At 74.8% G+C, this 15,286-nt stretch carries 14 protein-coding genes; 7 read left to right on the forward strand and 7 right to left on the reverse strand.

Annotated elements, in window-relative coordinates; all coding sequences use genetic code 11:
- Nucleotides 1-16 precede the first annotated feature (16 nt).
- On the reverse strand, nt 17-1,231 hold the full coding sequence (locus OG715_RS40995) for a saccharopine dehydrogenase family protein (RefSeq protein WP_266272099.1): 1,215 nt from the start codon (nt 1,229-1,231) through the stop codon (nt 17-19).
- 288 nt (nt 1,232-1,519) lie between these two features.
- On the opposite strand from OG715_RS40995, the gene OG715_RS41000 reads away from it, so the two are divergent.
- The 5 genes from OG715_RS41000 to OG715_RS41020 all read left to right on the forward strand — a co-directional run bounded on the left by OG715_RS41000 (nt 1,520) and on the right by OG715_RS41020 (nt 5,842).
- On the forward strand, nt 1,520-2,905 hold the full coding sequence (locus OG715_RS41000; RefSeq protein ID WP_266272098.1) for an NAD(P)/FAD-dependent oxidoreductase: 1,386 nt from the start codon (nt 1,520-1,522) through the stop codon (nt 2,903-2,905).
- Between the two features lie 5 nt (nt 2,906-2,910).
- A complete protein-coding gene (locus OG715_RS41005; RefSeq protein ID WP_266272097.1) occupies nt 2,911-3,420 on the forward strand; it encodes a nuclear transport factor 2 family protein in 510 nt (169 codons plus the stop codon).
- Between the two features lie 308 nt (nt 3,421-3,728).
- On the forward strand, nt 3,729-4,289 hold the full coding sequence (locus tag OG715_RS41010; protein WP_266272096.1) for a dihydrofolate reductase family protein: 561 nt from the start codon (nt 3,729-3,731) through the stop codon (nt 4,287-4,289).
- A gap of 228 nt (nt 4,290-4,517) precedes the next feature.
- On the forward strand, nt 4,518-4,760 hold the full coding sequence (locus OG715_RS41015) for a DUF397 domain-containing protein (RefSeq protein WP_380514899.1): 243 nt from the start codon (nt 4,518-4,520) through the stop codon (nt 4,758-4,760).
- 122 nt (nt 4,761-4,882) lie between these two features.
- Nucleotides 4,883-5,842: a Scr1 family TA system antitoxin-like transcriptional regulator gene (locus OG715_RS41020; protein WP_266272095.1), complete on the forward strand. Its 960-nt coding sequence runs from the start codon at nt 4,883-4,885 to the stop codon at nt 5,840-5,842.
- 60 nt (nt 5,843-5,902) lie between these two features.
- Here the strand turns inward: OG715_RS41020 and OG715_RS41025 are convergent, their stop codons facing one another.
- Together OG715_RS41025 and OG715_RS41030 are read right to left on the reverse strand one after the other, a co-directional pair.
- On the reverse strand, nt 5,903-6,730 hold the full coding sequence (locus OG715_RS41025) for an SAM-dependent methyltransferase (RefSeq protein ID WP_266272094.1): 828 nt from the start codon (nt 6,728-6,730) through the stop codon (nt 5,903-5,905).
- 201 nt (nt 6,731-6,931) lie between these two features.
- Nucleotides 6,932-7,378: an RNA polymerase sigma factor gene (locus tag OG715_RS41030; protein ID WP_266272093.1), complete on the reverse strand. Its 447-nt coding sequence runs from the start codon at nt 7,376-7,378 to the stop codon at nt 6,932-6,934.
- Between the two features lie 798 nt (nt 7,379-8,176).
- Here OG715_RS41030 and thpR point away from each other — a divergent pair.
- Nucleotides 8,177-8,794, forward strand: coding sequence for an RNA 2',3'-cyclic phosphodiesterase (gene thpR / locus OG715_RS41035; protein WP_266272092.1), 618 nt, complete (start codon nt 8,177-8,179; stop codon nt 8,792-8,794).
- A 53-nt stretch (nt 8,795-8,847) separates the two neighbouring features.
- Here the strand turns inward: thpR and OG715_RS41040 are convergent, their stop codons facing one another.
- Both OG715_RS41040 and OG715_RS41045 read right to left on the reverse strand, forming a co-directional pair.
- Nucleotides 8,848-10,200, reverse strand: coding sequence for a glutamate-cysteine ligase family protein (locus OG715_RS41040; RefSeq protein WP_266272091.1), 1,353 nt, complete (start codon nt 10,198-10,200; stop codon nt 8,848-8,850).
- Nucleotides 10,197-11,729: a flavin monoamine oxidase family protein gene (locus OG715_RS41045; protein WP_266272090.1), complete on the reverse strand. Its 1,533-nt coding sequence runs from the start codon at nt 11,727-11,729 to the stop codon at nt 10,197-10,199. The genes OG715_RS41040 and OG715_RS41045 overlap by 4 nt, the downstream gene beginning before the upstream one ends.
- 229 nt (nt 11,730-11,958) lie before the next feature.
- Between OG715_RS41045 and OG715_RS41050 the strand changes: the two genes are divergently transcribed.
- Nucleotides 11,959-13,116, forward strand: coding sequence for a zinc-dependent alcohol dehydrogenase family protein (locus OG715_RS41050; RefSeq protein WP_266272089.1), 1,158 nt, complete (start codon nt 11,959-11,961; stop codon nt 13,114-13,116).
- Here the strand turns inward: OG715_RS41050 and OG715_RS41055 are convergent.
- Together OG715_RS41055 and OG715_RS41060 are read right to left on the reverse strand one after the other, a co-directional pair.
- The gene (locus OG715_RS41055) at nt 13,100-14,494 is read right to left on the reverse strand and encodes an amidase family protein (protein ID WP_266272088.1); all 1,395 of its coding nucleotides are present in this window, start codon (nt 14,492-14,494) and stop codon (nt 13,100-13,102) included. The genes OG715_RS41050 and OG715_RS41055 overlap by 17 nt on opposite strands.
- A gap of 120 nt (nt 14,495-14,614) precedes the next feature.
- Nucleotides 14,615-15,118 (reverse strand): hypothetical protein, encoded by a 504-nt coding sequence (locus OG715_RS41060; protein ID WP_266272087.1) that lies wholly within the window; start codon nt 15,116-15,118, stop codon nt 14,615-14,617.
- Between the last annotated feature and the right edge of the window lie 168 nt (nt 15,119-15,286).

Genomic DNA, 15,286 nt, shown 5'->3' on the forward strand with positions numbered 1-15,286 from the left:
CGGCCCCCGGCGTCCCTCAGTGCCCGGGGGCGCCCGTCGGCGGGGCGTCCAGGACCCGGAAGGACAGCCCGGCCGAGGTGAGCCGGTCGATCAGCGGACGTCCCATCGCCACTGCGGTGGTCAGCTGCCCGGCCGTGGGCGGCAGGTCGTCGTAGGCGAGGCAGAGCGCGGACTCGGCCAGCATGACCGAGGTCTCCTGGTAGCCGGGATCGCCCCCGGACACCTCGGTGACCAGCGGCCGGCCGGCGTCCGTCCGGGCCACGAACCGCACGGTGAACCAGGATCCGGCCCGCTGCCGCTCGCCCGGTCCCTCGCCGGGCCCGCGCAGCCGCTCCAGCGCGCGGCGCAGCGGCCGCAGCTGGGCGGCGAGGGCGATCGCGGTGACGGCGACGACGCCGCCGACCGCGATCGGCAGCCGCCGCACCGCGGCGTAGTGGGTGTAGCCGAAGTCCGGGCCGTAGGCGTCGAGGGCGGCGGCCGAGCGCCCCACCACCTGCGGGTCGATGGTGGGGAGCGGCAGTGCCCAGGCCCGGGCCGTCCGGGACCGGTGCGGGCGGCCGGCCGGTGTGCGGATTCGCCGCCCCTCGGGCCGGGGATCGGCCGCGCGGCGCTCCCGGGCGGCCCGGGCCATCGCGCGCGGCCTGGAGAAGGCGGTCATCGCCGAGGCCAGCGTGCCGCCGGAAACGGTGCCGGCGACGCGGACGAAGCCCTCGACCGAGATCCGCTCCGGCGCCGCGCCGCGGCGCAGCAGCTCCTCGACGGTGAACAGCACGCCGAGGTCGTGCGGCACCGAGTCGAAGCCGCAGGCGTGCACCAGCCGCGCCCCGGTGGCCACCGCCCGCTCGTGGTGGCGCAGGTACATCCGGTCGACGAACTCCGGCTCGCCGGTGAGGTCCACGTAGTCGGTCCCGCTGTCCGCGCAGGCGGCCACCAGCGGCTCGCCGAGGCGCAGGTAGGGGCCGACCGCGGACACCACCACCCGGGCCGAGGCGGCCACCTCCCGCAGGGCCTCGCGGTCCCCGGCGTCGGCGACCAGCAGCGGCAGTTCGGCGCAGCGCGGATCGATCGCGGCCAGCGCGGTGCGGACGGCGGCGAGCCGGTCCGCGTCCCGGCCGGCGAGCGCCCAGCGGCAGCCCTCGGGCGCGTTCCGCGCCAGGTACTCGGCGGTGAGCCGGCCGGTGAACCCGGTGGCGCCGAACAGGACGAGGTCGTACGGGCGCACTGCGGCCATCAACAGTCCCTACTCGTGGGTAATCGCCCGCGCCACGCTAGGAGCCCGCCGCTGCACTGTCAACGACGCGGCCCCGCGCGGCACGCGTCCGCTGCCGCGGTCCCACGGGGGCCGCGTCCCTCCGGGCTCGGCCGATCGGCCGTCACGCCCCTGCGCCCGCACCGGTCGGACGACCGTCCTCCACCGCCGTCACCCGGATGCGCGGGTGTCCGAGGGTGTGGGCGGGGAGCGGAACGGGAAGGTGAGAGCGCGCGCCCGACGACAGGAAACCAGCGATCGGAGCCGACCGTGAATCCAGCGCCCGTCCGCAGCCGCAGGGGGACGAACCACGCGATCGTGCTCGGTGCGGGCATCAGTGGCCTGTGCGCCGCCCGGGCCCTGTCCGGGGCCTTCGAGCGGGTCACCGTCGTCGAACGGGACACCTTCCCGGCCGTCCCCGGGGTCCGGCGCGGAGTGCCGCAGGGGGCGCACGTCCACTCGCTCACTCCTGGTGGCGCACAGGTCCTGGAGGAGTCCTTCCCGGGCTTCGTCGAGGAGCTGGCCGCCGAGGGCGGCACGCTCGCCGGCGCCCTGGACGAGCTCGACATCGTGTTCTTCGGCTCGCGGCTGCGGCAGGTGCCCCTCGGCCGGGTGCTCCAGGTGAGCCGCCCCTTCCTGGAGGACCGGCTGCGCGCCAGGGTCCGGGCCCTGGCGAACGTCGAGCTGCGCACCGGACTCGAAGCCACCGCTCCCGTCGCCACCGGCTCCTCCGGCGTGACCGGAGTCCGGCTCGCCCGCCCCGGGGAGGCCGACTCCGTCGAGACCGTCGACGCGGACCTCGTCGTGGACGCGACGGGGCGCGCCGGAAGGGGCGCCGCCTGGCACCGGTCGCTGGGCTACGAGGAGCCCGCGACCCAGCGTCTCCACGTCGGCGTGGCCTACGCCAGCCGCCGCTACCGGGTGGCACCGGGCGCGCTGGGCGTGGCCAAGGGCGTCCTGATCGGCGCGACCCGGACCCGCCCCCGCGGCGCGGTCCTCACCCAGCAGGAGAACGACGCCTGGGTGCTCTCCCTCTACGGATTCGGCAAGGACCACCACCCGCCGGGCACGCCGGAGGAGTTCCTCGGCTTCGCCGAGGGCCTGCTCGCCGCCGACACCCGGGCCGCGCTCCGCGCCGCCGAACCGATCTCCGGAGTCTCCTCGTTCCGCTACCCGGCCTCGGTCCGCCGGGACTTCCACCGGCTGCGCCGGCTTCCCGAGGGACTGGTCTGCGTCGGGGACGCGGTGTGCAGTCTCAACCCGATCTACGGGGCGGGCATGACCGTCGCCGCCCTGGAGGCGAAGGCCCTGCGGAGCTGCCTCGACGACGGCGGCGTCGACGGCCTTCCACGGCGCTTCTACCGCGAGGCCGCCCGCGCCGTGCGGCTCCCGTGGCTGTTCTCGACCATGGCCGACCGGTCCATGCCGCAGGTCCCTGGCACCCACCCCGTCCTGGCCGGCCTGCTGGCGCACGCCTTCCGCGCGACCATGCGCGCCGCGGCCGACGACGCCCGGGTCGCCGCCGCGGTCTGGAACGCCGTCAGCCTCACCGGCTCCCCGGCGGAGCTGGCGCGGCCGAGGGTGCTGGCCTCCGTGCTCCGCCACTGGTCACCGCCCTGCACCAGCACCGTCGGCGCCCTTCCCGGAAAGGACTGATCCCCGTGCCGGAGTTCGACCTGCCGGAGTTCGACGAGAGCGAGCGGAAGGCGTTCGTGGAACGCTGGGTGACCATGTGGGAGTCCCCGACGGCTCCCGCCGACGCCATGGCGTACTACACCGAGGACGCCGTCATCGAGGACAAGTCGTTCGGCCACACCTACCGGGGCCACCAGGAGCTGCACGAGTACTTCGCCCGGGCCGGCGCGCTGTTCTCCGGCATCCGGTCCGTCAGCGCGGGCGTGCTGGTCGGACGGTCGCACGCGGTGGCGCACGTCCAGTACGGCGCGACGATCCGGGAGCCGTTCCTCTGCCTCCCGGAGTCCAGCCGGGGGAAGAGCTTCTCGCTGTACGTGATGAGCCAGCTCGAATTCGCCGAGGACGGACGGATCGTCAGGTCGGTGGACGCGTACGACCGCACCGCGGTGCTCCAGCAGCTCGGCGTCCTCCCCGCCGGCGTCCTTCCCCCGGCCGAGGTTCGCACCCCCTTCTCCGGCACCGCGCCCTCCGCCTGAGCGTTCAGCGTCAGGCCATTGCAATGGTTGGACCATTGCCGTTGCATTAAATTCAGGCCCGTTGCAATGATCATGGCGCCATTGACCTGCGGAAATGCTCGATCTGTGCCGCATGTGCGTTGTGAAAGTCGGAAAAGCAACCTAGCTTCTGCGTTGTCAGATCGCGGGCGGCGGCCGCCGGGCACGGGGGTGCGGCGGCCCCGCGCGTGCTCCGGAAGAACTTTTTCCGCCGGGACCGATGAGTTCCGCCCCGCCGGCCGGTCTGACCGTATGAAAGCAAGCAACCCCCAAGACACAGGGAGATCCTGATGCGCAAGCTCACCGCAGGTCTGTTCGTCGCCGCCGACGGTGTGGTGGAGAGCCCGGAGCAGTGGCACTTCCCCTACTTCGACGCGGAGATGGGCGCGGCGGTCGGTGCCCGGCTGGCGGAGGCGGACACCGTCCTGCTCGGCCGCGCCACCTACGACACCTTCGCCGAGGTGTGGCCGCACCGCGAGGGCGCGGGCGGCGAGGAGGGCGGGATGGCGAAGGCGCTCGGGGACGCGCGCAAGATCGTCGTCTCCCGCTCGGAGCTGGAGCTGACCTGGCGCAACTCCGAGCAGCTGAAGGGCGAGCTGGTCGAGGGCGTCACCGCGCTGAAGCAGGAGGACGGCGGCCCGATCGGGATGTCCGGCTCGGTCTCGGTGGTGCGGGCGCTGCTGGCCGCCGGGCTGATCGACGAGCTGCACCTGCTCGTCCACCCGATCGCGGTCGGGCGCGGCATCCGGCTGTTCGAGGAGGGCGTCGACCCGATCCGGCTGAAGCTCCTGAGCAGCACGGCCTTCGCCAGCGGTGTCCTGAACACCGTCTACGGCCCGGCGGACCAGTAGCGGACACGGTCCGTCCGACAGTGCTATCAGCCGCTCACCATAGATATGCATAAAGCGATCCGTATTCACCCTAATAGGGAGTGGCGCTGTTCGATTGTCGAGGTGAATGATTCAAGTCGCCCGGCCTGCGCAATCCCGCACGGGATTGCGCAGGAGTCCCACCAGGGCACTTCTCCGTGCGTATGAAGATCGGAGGAGCGGGCGCCCATCGGACAGTGGAGATGGCTGATCGTGATCGACTACTTCAACGGCATGCCGGCCGACGTCATCGAGGCGACGGACGGCTGGCAGAAGGCCCGGGCCAGCCAGGGCACGGGCGCCTGCGTGGAGCTGCGGAAACTGAACGATGGCCAGGTGGCCCTGCGCAACAGCCGCTTCCCGAGCGGTCCGGCCCTGGTGCTCACCGCGCCCGAGATCGCGGCACTCCTGAGCGGTGTGAAGAACGGCGAATTCGACCGTCTGGCGGTTTGAGTTCGTAGTACCGGCACCCGGGTCCAGCGGTCCGGCGTGACGACGGTGCCCCCCTTGTGTGAAGCTGAACCCGACCATTCGGGGTGAGTTTCGCGATTGTGCCCAAGGGGGGCCCTTTGGCCATGGAGGACCGTGCAGTCCCGTTCGGGCGTCCCGCGCCCGACCCGCCGGGATCCTGGGGCGTTCCCGCCCTGCTCCTGGGCGCGGAGCTGAAGATCGAACGCGGCACCCTGACCCAGCGGCAGGTACTGGCGCGGACCAGGGTCAAGGTCTCCACGTCGGTCTACAGCCGGATCGAGAACGGCGAGATGCGGATCGACAAGCCGGCCGTGGTCGACGTCCTCCTGGACGCCCTCGGCGTGCGGTCCGGGCCCCGGCGCGCACAGCTGCTGCAACTCGCCCACGACGCCTCGGCGGAGGGGTGGGCCAACACGGTGCGGACCCGCTCCCGCATCGCCTACCGCGAGGCCGTGCCGGACTCGATGCTGCGGCTCACCAGCCTGGAGGAGTGGGCCGCGCGGCAGATCATCATCGACACCAATGTCATCCCCGGAGTGCTCCAGACCCCCCGGTACCGCGAGGTGGTGACGGGCCGGACCCTGCTCGCCAGCCAGCGGAGGCTCGCGGACCGGATCATCGAGGTCCGGGGTCTGCGCGCCGAGCGTTTCGCGAGCAGGCTCCCGAGGTCGACCTTCTTCGTCCAGCGCAGCGCCCTGTACGCCGACTTCGGCGAACCCCGGATGATGGTCGAGCAGCTGTCGGTGCTGCTGCGGCACGTGGACGAGGAGCGTTCGCCGGTCGCGCTCAGGGTGATCGCGGCGGACAACCCCCTCGCGCTCCAGGTGACCTCGCTGATCCGGCTCAGCTTCGAGCGGGGCTCGTTCGCCGCGCCGGACGTCATCTACACCGAGGCCGGGGGGCGGGGCGAGTTCCACCGCGGTCCGATCGCCGGTGAGGAGGCCGACAGCGACTACCTCGACTACCAGGACCTCAGCGACAGCGTCATCCGCCAGGCTCCCGGACCGGTGCCGAGCCGTGAACTGCTCGTCGAGGCGCTCGACCGGCACCGCGCCCGCCTCTGACATCGTGACTTCCTCCGACGCCGTGACCGCCACCCCCGGCCCCGCCGGGGGTGGCGTCCCTCAGTGGACGGTGGCCAGGCCCCCGAATTCGATCCACTCCTGCGTGGCCTGGCGCCGGACCAGTTCGGTGTCGGGCCGCCAGTCCGTGACGTCGAGCAGGCCGACCTCCTCCTCGATCCGCAGGCGGGGGACGGTGAAGAGCTCGGCCACCTCCGCCTCGGTCCGCACCCGGCCCCAGCGGCCGCCGGTCTGCTCCCGCATCAGCTCGGTGACCGCGTCCCGGATCCTGGGGTCCTCGCTGACGAGCTGGCAGAGCACCACGACGCTGCCGGGGGCGAGCAGCCGCACGGTGTCCTCGACCATCCGGCGCGGGTTCCCCCGGTCGTCGTCGGGCACGCAGTGCAGCACGGACACGAACAGCGCGGCCACCGGCCGGCGGAAGTCGATGATCCGTGCCGCGTCGGCCGCGATGGCCGAGGTGTCCCGCATGTCCGAGGGCAGGATGTGCACGTTCCGGTTCTCCTCCAGGAACGCGCGTCCGTAGCCGAGGACCAGCGGGTCGTTGTCGATGTAGACGACCTTGCTGTCCGGATCCACGCTCTGGGCGACCTGGTGCACATTGTTCTGGGTGGGCAGGCCCGAGCCGTGGTCGAGGAACTGCCTGATCCCGTAGCGCCGGGCGATGTGCCGCACCACCCGTTCCAGGAAGGCCCGGTTGTTGAGCGCAAGTTCCCGGGTGCTGGGGGCGGTCACCAGCAGCTGGTCGCAGGCCTCGCGGTCGCACGGGTAGTTGTAGTGCCCGCCCAGGAGGTAGTCGTACATCCGCGCCGCACTGGGCGTGTCCGCGTCAACATAATGATCCTGCGATCCGGCCCTCGCGTCGTTCACGGTGCTCCCTTGTGTGCGCCGAAGTCCTTCGTCGACAAGCCATTGTGACGAGACGTCATCCTAGGTCGGCCCGATCGCCGTTGAAACAACCCGGGTGGGTGAACTGTGGCGGGGCATGGCGAATCCGTGGCGCACCGGCGTCCGCGGGGGAGCGGTCGGGTGCGTCACGGTGGGACCGGCGTGTCCGGGCGGACCCGGGTGTCAGGCGCCCCCGTTCCGGCCGCCGGGGTCGAGTTCGGCCAGGATCCGGCGGGCGGCCCGGAGCTGGACCTGCAACTCGGGTTCGCCCAGGCCCATCAGGGCCGCGGCGGCCTTGGGGGTCATGCCCAGGCGCTCGTGCAGGAGCGCCGCGTCGGCCGGCCGGTCGGGCAGCGTGCGGTGCAGGTCGTCCGCCGGGGCGTCGGCGGCCTCGCCGCGTGCCGTGGTGACGCTCTCCCGCAGTACGTCCCAGGTGAGGGCGGCGGGATCCCCGCGGAGCGCCGCGCTCCAGTTCAGTTCGGCCCGGCGCAGGACCTGCGCGACGACCGTCGTCGCCAGCGAACGGTCGCCCAGGCGGGCGCGGGCGTAGCGCTCGTAGCCGTGGCGGTGGAGCTGGACGAAGGCCGCGTAGCCGACCGGGCCGGTCGCGGGCCTGTGCGGACTGGGCACCACGCCTCCGATCGGGGACGGGTCGCAGGTGTGCGGGGGCGGTCGAGCGGCTCGGAAGGTGCGCGTGGTGCGCGGGGCGCGCGCCGGGGCCGGAGTTCCGGGCCGGGGGCGCGCGTGGACCGGCCTCCACCAGGAGGGGGCCGGGCGCGGTCCGCTCAGCGGTGGCGGGTCCGGCGGGCCGGACGCGGCCCGGTCCGGGCGGAGCGACCCGCTCCCAGCAGGCCCGGGATCACCGCGAGGCGTCCCCGCCCGCCCGCGCCGTCGGCGTACGCCGCCCGGTCGGCCGCGAACAGGACCAGCGGCCGGTCGAGTTGGGCCCGTCCGGGGTGGCGCGCAGGCTGCGAAATCCCGTGGGCGCGCTGCCGCCCCTGCTAGCGTGGGAGATCACCGGGGGCAGGTCCGCCCGTCCCCGGAAGGGTCGGTCATGCACAGGTGTGCCTCATCTTCTGTGATCGGCCCGTGCGCCCCACTCGGTGTCCTACCACTGGGTGGGGCAACCCCATTACGGGAAAAGGCCGTTGAGCAGAACCGTACCTCCCTGGTGAGCGGGTTCCGGCCGTTCCGGACCGTGCGGGATCCCCCGGTCGGATCCGGTCGCGACCCGGTCGGATCCGGGCCGACACAGGTGCCGACCGCGCCCTCCCGGCCAGGTGCGATCGCCCGCCGTTCGATGCGCGGACGACAGCTGCCCCGGCAGCGCCCCACCCAGGCAGCGGTCCACCGCGCCCCGCCGCTCCGGCGGCCCCGCCCCGGGCACCGGTGGGCAGGGCCGCTCCGGCCTGGGCTAACCTCCCCTTCGTGAACGATCACCCCGAGCCCTCGACCCTGCGCGTCTTCGTGGCCCTCGCCCCGCCCGACGACGCCAAGGACGAACTGGCCCGGGCCCTGCGCCCCGCCTACGAGACCTTCCCGGGACTGCGGTGGAACCGGATCGAGGACTGGCACATCACCCTGGCCTTCCTCGGTGAACTGCCCTCCACGGCGGTCCCCCCGCTGCGCGCGGCCCTGGCCGCCCCGGCGGCCTCGCGCCCCGCCCTGGACCTGCGCCTGCGCGGCGGCGGCCACTTCGACGAGCGACTCCTGTGGAGCGGGATCGACGGCGACCTGGAAGGACTGCACACCCTCGCCGCCGACGTCCGCGAGGTCGTCGGCTCCTGCGGCATCACCTTCAGGGACCGCCCGCTGCACCCCCATCTGACCCTGGCCCGCTCCCGCCGCGACGACGCCACCAGCGTCCCGCTGGCCGCGGCCGGGCTCACCGGCTTCGAGGGCCGGCCGTGGCCGACCGATCGCCTGCACCTCGTCGGCAGCAACATCGGTCGGGGCCCCGGGCCGATCCGCTACCGCGACATCGAGGCATGGCGGTTCGGCTCCGCCGTCCGGAGCGGCGGCGAGGGCACCCCCACCGCCCGGTAGCGGGCCGCACCCCAGCCCACCGCGCACCCCACCCCGCCGCCGGCCCCGGCGGGTCAGACGCGGTGCGCGGCGACGTAGCGCGCCGGGTCGGCGCGGAGGTCGCCGTGCCAGCGGTCCAGGCACTGGGCGGCGAAGGTGCGGCCGGTGGCGGCGATCTCGTCCAGCGGGTCGAGGAGGGCGGGCACGTGCGGCGGCTCCAGACCGGCCGCGACCCGGGCGTGGAGGCCCGCCCGGGCGAGCCGGAGCAGCTCGACGGCCAGCGGGCGCACGGGGGTGTCGCCGAGACGGGTGTCGAGGCCGTGGGCGGGCAGGAGGTCGCGGGCGGCCCGGTGCTCCCCGGCGGTGTGGTGCCGGAGGAGCTCCCAGGCGGCGAGGCAGGACTCCGGGTGGTAGGTGAGGCCGGTCCACAGGGCGGGCAGGGCGGAGAGGTGGGCCCGGGGTGGCCCGTCGGCGCCGCGGAGCTCCAGGGTGTGCCGGACCCGGGTGTCGGTCCACAGCTGGGAGAGGTGGGCGGCCCAGTGGTCGAGGGTGGGCGCGCTTCCGTCCGCCAGGCCGTCGCGGATCAGGTCGGCGAAGGTGCCGTCCGGTGCGCGGTGGTAGCGGCCGTCGGCGGTCCGGTAGTGGATCAGCGGGACGCCGAGCGCCCAGTCGACGATGTCGTCGGCGCCCACATCGGGCCGCAGCGCGGGTGGCAGCAGGCCGTGGCGGCGCGGGTCCATCCGCAGCCAGGACCACGAGCGGTGCGACAGCAGGCCGCACGGACGCCCTTCGTGGAGCGGTGAGTTGACGAGCAGGGCGGAGACGACGGGGGCGGCGGCCGTCTGCATCCGCAGCTTCCGGCCGAAGTCCCCGGGGTCGAGGAAGTCCAGGGTGACCTGGGTCGACAAGGACAGCGCCATCACGTACGGCGCCCGGGCCCCGGCCGGGCCGAGGTCCTCGAAGTAGCGGCGCATGACGGCGCCGCGGGTCATCGGCACCCATTCGACGTCGGCGAGCCGGCCGAAGGGCAGGTTGCCGCCCGGGACGAGCGCCAGGCCGAACCCGGCGGCCAGGTCGGCGAGCCGCTCCAGCGCCGCCCGGACTTCGTCCATGGCCTTGCCGACACCCGGGGCCGGTGTCGAGGAGTACTCGATCTGGCCGCCGTGCTCCAGGGTGACGCTGCTTCCGTCGGGCAGCCGGACGCCGGTCAGCCGGCCGGTGTCGAATTCGGGTTCGCCGCCCCACTGCCGCAGCACCGCCGTCAGCACGGCGCGGACGCCGCGCGGGCCGTGGTAGCGGGCGCCGACACCGGTGACCGGGTCGAGCAGCCCGCACTCGACCTCCACCCCGACCTGCTCGGTGCTGTCCGGGGACGCGTCGACCAGCGATCGCAGTTCGGCGCGGCCGAGTGCTTCGCGCGGGCTCACCGGACGGGCGCCGCGGCCGTGCCGCGCGGGTGCCGGGCGTGCTCCAGCAGGGCGCCGACCGCGCCGAGCGCCGACTGCGCCGCCCCCTGGCACCAGGCGTGGGCGCCGGACAGGTGCTCGCCCGCGAAGAAGATCCGGGGCCGCCCGGCCGGGTGCGGGGCGCCGAGCACCGACAGGTAGCGGGTGTGCTCGCCGGGTGTCAGATGGGCGAACGCGCCGCCGCCCATGCCGGTCTGCACGTCCCAGTTGCAGTGGACGATGTCGTCGACGTCCGAGGTGATCCCGGGGTGGAGCTTCTCCAGGCACTCCAGCACCAGGGTCTCCCGGTCGGACTGGTCCAGCGCGGCGAACCGGCGGGCGTTGGCCCCCCACAGGTAGGCGCCGAGCAGCGCGGCGGGCTGCGCCGAGCGCAGCGGGTCGCGGGCGTCCCAGCGGGGAGTGCCGAAGCCGTTGACGCCGCCGTCGGTGCGCACCGCGTTGTCGGAGGGGTACCAGACCTGCTGGATCGGCAGATCGGTGAAGCTGCCGCCGCCGTGGATGCCGTCCTCGCTCTCCCAGCGGCGGCGGGTCACGTGCAGCACGGTCTTGGCGCTGCTGGCGTAGCTGATGCCGCGCACGGCGTGGCGCTGGGCGTGCGGCAGGCCGGGGGTGACGGTGATCTGGTCGAGCGCGGGGGCCGGGACGCAGCAGACCACGAAGTCCGCGCTGTCGTCGAGCCGGCCCCCGATCCGGCGGCCCCGCACCCGTACGCCGTCCGCGGTGGGCGCGAGCTCGTCGATCCGGGTGGACAGCCGCAGGGTGCCGGGGCGCAGTGCGCGGACGAAGGCGTGGACCAGGGCGTCGAGGCCGTCGGTGAGTTCGACCTGGCCGCGGTGGAAGAGGCCGAAGTAGTCGACCAGGACCTCCAGCAGCGAGGACTGCTCGTAGTGGGCGAGGCCGCTGGCGTGGCCGTAGAGGTCCCAGGCGTCCTGGGAGAGGTGGTCGTGGACGAACTGCCAGAGGGACACCGAGGCCGCGCGCTCCAGCGCGGGGTCGTCCCAGTGGCCGTCCAGGGCGAGGCGCTGCTGCTCGGTGGTGAAGGCCTGCCAGACCGGGCCGAGGATCCGGTCCAGCAGGGCGGACGGCTGGTGGCGCTCCTCCGGCCGCAGGGCGAAGGCGGGGAACAGGGACGCGACGTCCTCCACCCGGACCCGCCGGCCGCGCAGATGGTAGTAGGCCCTCGGGTTGCAGTTGACGAACGGGCGGGTCGGGAGCCGGAAGCGGTTCACGTAGTGGAGCACGCAGTGGTGGTTCGAGGGGATGCGCATCGCGCCCAGGTCGGCGTGGGTACCGTCCCAGAACCGGTGCGTGCGTACCCGCCCGCCCGGGTGGTTGCCGCGTTCGTAGACCACGACGTCGAAGCCGCGCCGCTGCAGCTCGTACGCGCACACCAGTCCGGCGATGCCGGCGCCGACCACGACCACGCGGCCGCCGGGGCCGGCCACCGGGTTCAGCAGGGCCCGGGGGAACGCGAAACTGGAGTCGAACATCGGCGGCCCTTCGCTGGACGGCCCCGGCCGCCGGGCCGACGGAACATCAGCAGGCGTGCGGGGCAGCGGTACGTAGACGATCCAATGGGGTGCGACCGTCCCGTCGGTCGCGACGGCTACCGGGCAGTCTGCCGGGTAGCGGGGCGTCGGCCGCGCATTGTCACCCGAACGAGCGGCGCGCCCGGGGAGGGGCGGGGGCCGGTCGCCATTCCCGGCCGGGAATTGAGCGGTGACCGGGGTCGGCGGCACGGTGGAGGCACACACCGAACGCCTCACCACCGGGGGACCGACCATGACCAGCACCGCGCCCGCCGCCGTCCCGACCGCCACCGCCACCGCCGCCGTCCCGACCGCGCCCGCCGCCGCGTTCCCGACGACGGTGCGCAGCTACCACCTCGGCGCGGGCAGCGGCCTCGACCGGCTGTCGCTGCGCACGGCCCGGCCGAGGACCCCGGGGCCGGGGGAGGTGGCGGTCGCCGTCCGCGCGGTCTCGCTGAGCTTCCGGGAGCTGCTGGTGCTGCGCCGGCAGTACGTGCTCCCCGTCAAGCCGGACCTCGTCCCGGTCTCGGACGGCGCCGGCGAGGTCGTCGCCGTCGGACCGGGCGTCCGGTGGGCACGCCCGGGGGACCGCGTGACCGCCACCCTGTTCCCGCACTGGCGGGACGGCCGGCTGGCCGCGGACCTGCTGCCGCAGCTCGGCGGTTCGCTGGACGGGATGCTGACCGAGCTGGCCGTGCTCCCCGAGCAGGCCCTGCTGCCGGTCCCCGCGCACCTCTCCTACCAGGAGGCGGCCACCCTGCCCTGCGTCGGCCTCACCGCCTGGAACGCGCTGACCGGCGACGGCCGCGGCGTGCGCCCCGGGGAGACCGTCCTGACCACCGGCTCCGGGGGCGTGTCCCTGTTCGTCCTCCAGTACGCCCACGCCCTCGGCGCGCGGGTGATCGCCACCACCGGGAGCCCGGCGAAGGAGCGGCGACTGCGGGAACTGGGCGCCGACGAGGTGGTGAACTACCGCACCCGGCCCGACTGGCACACCGCCGTCCGGGAGCTGACCGGCGGACGCGGCGTCGACCGGGTGGTCGACACCGCCGGGTCGCTGGAGCAGTCACTGAAGTCGCTCGCCGTCGACGGCCACCTCGCCCTGGTCGGCTCCGTCTCCGGCGCCTGGCCGCCGCTCGACCCGCGCCTGCTCTTCGGCGCCGCCGCGACCGTCCGCGCGGTCGCGGTCGGCAGCCACGCCCAGTTCGCGGCCATGAACGACTTCCTCGCCGAGCACGCCCTGCGCCCCGCCGTCGACCGGGTCTTCCCGTTCGAGGAGGCTGCGGCGGCCTACGACTACTACGAGCGGGCCCAGCCGCTGGGCAAGGTCGTCATCGCCGTGAGCTGACCGGCACCCCGTCACCCCCGCCCCCGCCGTCCCCCCGCCGCAGCAGGGCGTCTACCCGGGCCGCCACGGCCAGCAGTGCCCGGTCACCGCCGCGCGGACCGACCAACTGGAGGCCGACGGGCGGTGAGCCGTCGACCGGGAGCGGCACCGTGACCGAGGGCAGCCCGGCGGTGGCCGAGGGGGAGGTGTTGCGGATCAGCGTGGCGAACGTCGGCACCTCCCGGCCGTTCAGGGGGAGCGACTCCTCGTGCCGGTGCAGCGGCCGGGCGCACACCGGCACGGTGGGGCTCAGGATCGCGTCCACGCCGCTCACCGCGAAGAGGTCGGCGTAGGCGGCCTGCATGGCGCGGCGCTCCGCGACCGCCCCGCGCAGCGCGGCCGGTCCCGCGTACGCCGGGCCGGCGGGCAGCGCGGCGGTCCTGAGCAGCTCCGCGACGGCCGGGTCGGCGGCCGCGTCGACCACCTCGGCGGTGCCGCGCCCGACGCGGTGCCGGGCGAGGTAGCGGTCGAGGGCGGCGGCGAACTCCCCGAGCACGAGGTGCATCCCGGCCCGGGCGTCGTGCTCGACCAGGTGCCCGGTGTCCACCGGGACCAGGACGGTCCGCGCCCTGCCGAGCCGGTCCACGGCCGCCTCCCAGGCCGCCAGGACCTGGGCCTCCAGGTCCTTGGTGAACACGTGCCTCGGCAGACCGAGCCGGAGCGTGCGGTCCGGGGGCAGCGCCGCCCCGGTACGGCCGGTGACGAAGGCGTCCAGCGCGGCGAGCCGGACCAGGGTGCGCGCCATCGGCCCGGGGGCGTCCCGGGTGACCGACAGGGGTGTGACACCGGCCGAGGGGTAGCGCCCGGCACTCGGGCGCAGCCCGTAGATCCCGTTGAGCGCGGCCGGGATGCCGACGGACCCGCCGGTGTCGGTGCCGAGCCCGGCGTCCACGACGCCCGAGGCCACCGCGGCGGCCGTACCGCCGCTGCTGCCGCCCGCGAACAGTGCCGGGTCGGCGCCGTTGCCGACCGCGCCGAAGGTGGGGTTGCCGGAGGTGACCCCCAGCGCCAGTTCGTGCATGTTCGTCTTGCCCAGGACGATCGCGCCGGCCGCGCGCAGCGCCGCGACCACGGGAGCGTCGGTGGCGGGGACGAACCCGGCGAGCCCGGGGGTGCCCGCCGTATTGGGCAGGCCCGCGACATGGATGTTGTCCTTGACGGCGAGGCACCAGCGGCGGGCACCGTTGCCGCGCCGGTCGTGGCGGGCCGCCTCCGCCCCGGCCCCCTCGGCGTCGAGGGTGATGAAGGCATTGAGGTGCGCCACGGCGGCGGCGCGTTCCAGGGCCGCCGCCACCGCCTCCTGCGCGGGGCTTCGGCCCGCTGTTCCCGGCCCGACCATGCGCCGCTCCCTCCGTACGACCGCCGCGCGTGCGGTGCGACCGCGCTCCAGTCTGACGGGGGACGGTCCCGGCGGGGTCCGTCCGGGCCGCGTCGCCCCGGACGGACCCCGCCGGGACCGTCAGGCCGGGACCACCCGGTAGCTCCGCGCCGCGGTCGGCAGGTCGGACTGGGCCAGGGACCCGGTGGCCCACGGGTGGGCACCGGTGCAGTCGGCGCCGGGGTAGAGCAGGACGGACGCCGAGCCGGAGACGACCTGGACCGACCGGGCGGGCGTCGCCAGGGTGTGGCAGGTGCCGAGGTCGGACAGGTCCACCGCGGTGACCGCCCCGGTGCCGGTGGTGCCGGAGTACAGGTACCCGCCGTCGTGCAGCGGAGGCCAGCCGGCGGCGTGGGCGGCGCCCGTCCCGACGGTGGCCAGGGTCGCGGCCGCGGCGGCGGCCGCGAGCGTGCCGCGCAGTGTCGTCCTCAGGGTGGCCAAGCAACTCACCTCGTCCTCGGTCGGTGGCGCGGCGAGTCCCGCCGCGTCCGGCGCGACGGGCGCGCAGGACGCGGCGGAGGCACCGCTCCGGCCGAACCCGGCCGAACCCGGCCGGTACCGGCCGAGCCTGGCACGGCCGATCATGGGCCCGGGAGTGCAGAACCGGTCAAACCCGGGCGCCGCCCCGCGCCGCGCTCCCGTGTCCGGGGAGGCCGGCTCCCCGGGGCCGCTTCCCGCAAGCCGTTCGTGGGCGTACCGTGGCCACACGGTGGCGCGTCCGCCGGGGTGCCGCCGGCCCGTGTCGGCACGCCC

This window comes from Kitasatospora purpeofusca (genome assembly GCF_036010405.1).
GTDB lineage: Bacteria > Actinomycetota > Actinomycetes > Streptomycetales > Streptomycetaceae > Kitasatospora > Kitasatospora purpeofusca.

Bases quoted from the DNA above. Each gene is read 5' to 3' on its own strand.
- OG715_RS41045 (WP_266272090.1), bottom strand. From the start codon at position 11,729: ATGTTCGACTCCAGTTTCGCGTTCCCCCGGGCCCTGCTGAACCCGGTG.
- OG715_RS41020 (WP_266272095.1), top strand. From the start codon at position 4,883: ATGGAGGACCGTGCAGTCCCGTTCGGGCGTCCCGCGCCCGACCCGCCG.
- OG715_RS40995 (WP_266272099.1), bottom strand. From the start codon at position 1,231: ATGGCCGCAGTGCGCCCGTACGACCTCGTCCTGTTCGGCGCCACCGGG.
- OG715_RS41055 (WP_266272088.1), bottom strand. From the start codon at position 14,494: ATGGTCGGGCCGGGAACAGCGGGCCGAAGCCCCGCGCAGGAGGCGGTG.
- OG715_RS41010 (WP_266272096.1), top strand. From the start codon at position 3,729: ATGCGCAAGCTCACCGCAGGTCTGTTCGTCGCCGCCGACGGTGTGGTG.
- OG715_RS41060 (WP_266272087.1), bottom strand. From the start codon at position 15,118: ATGATCGGCCGTGCCAGGCTCGGCCGGTACCGGCCGGGTTCGGCCGGG.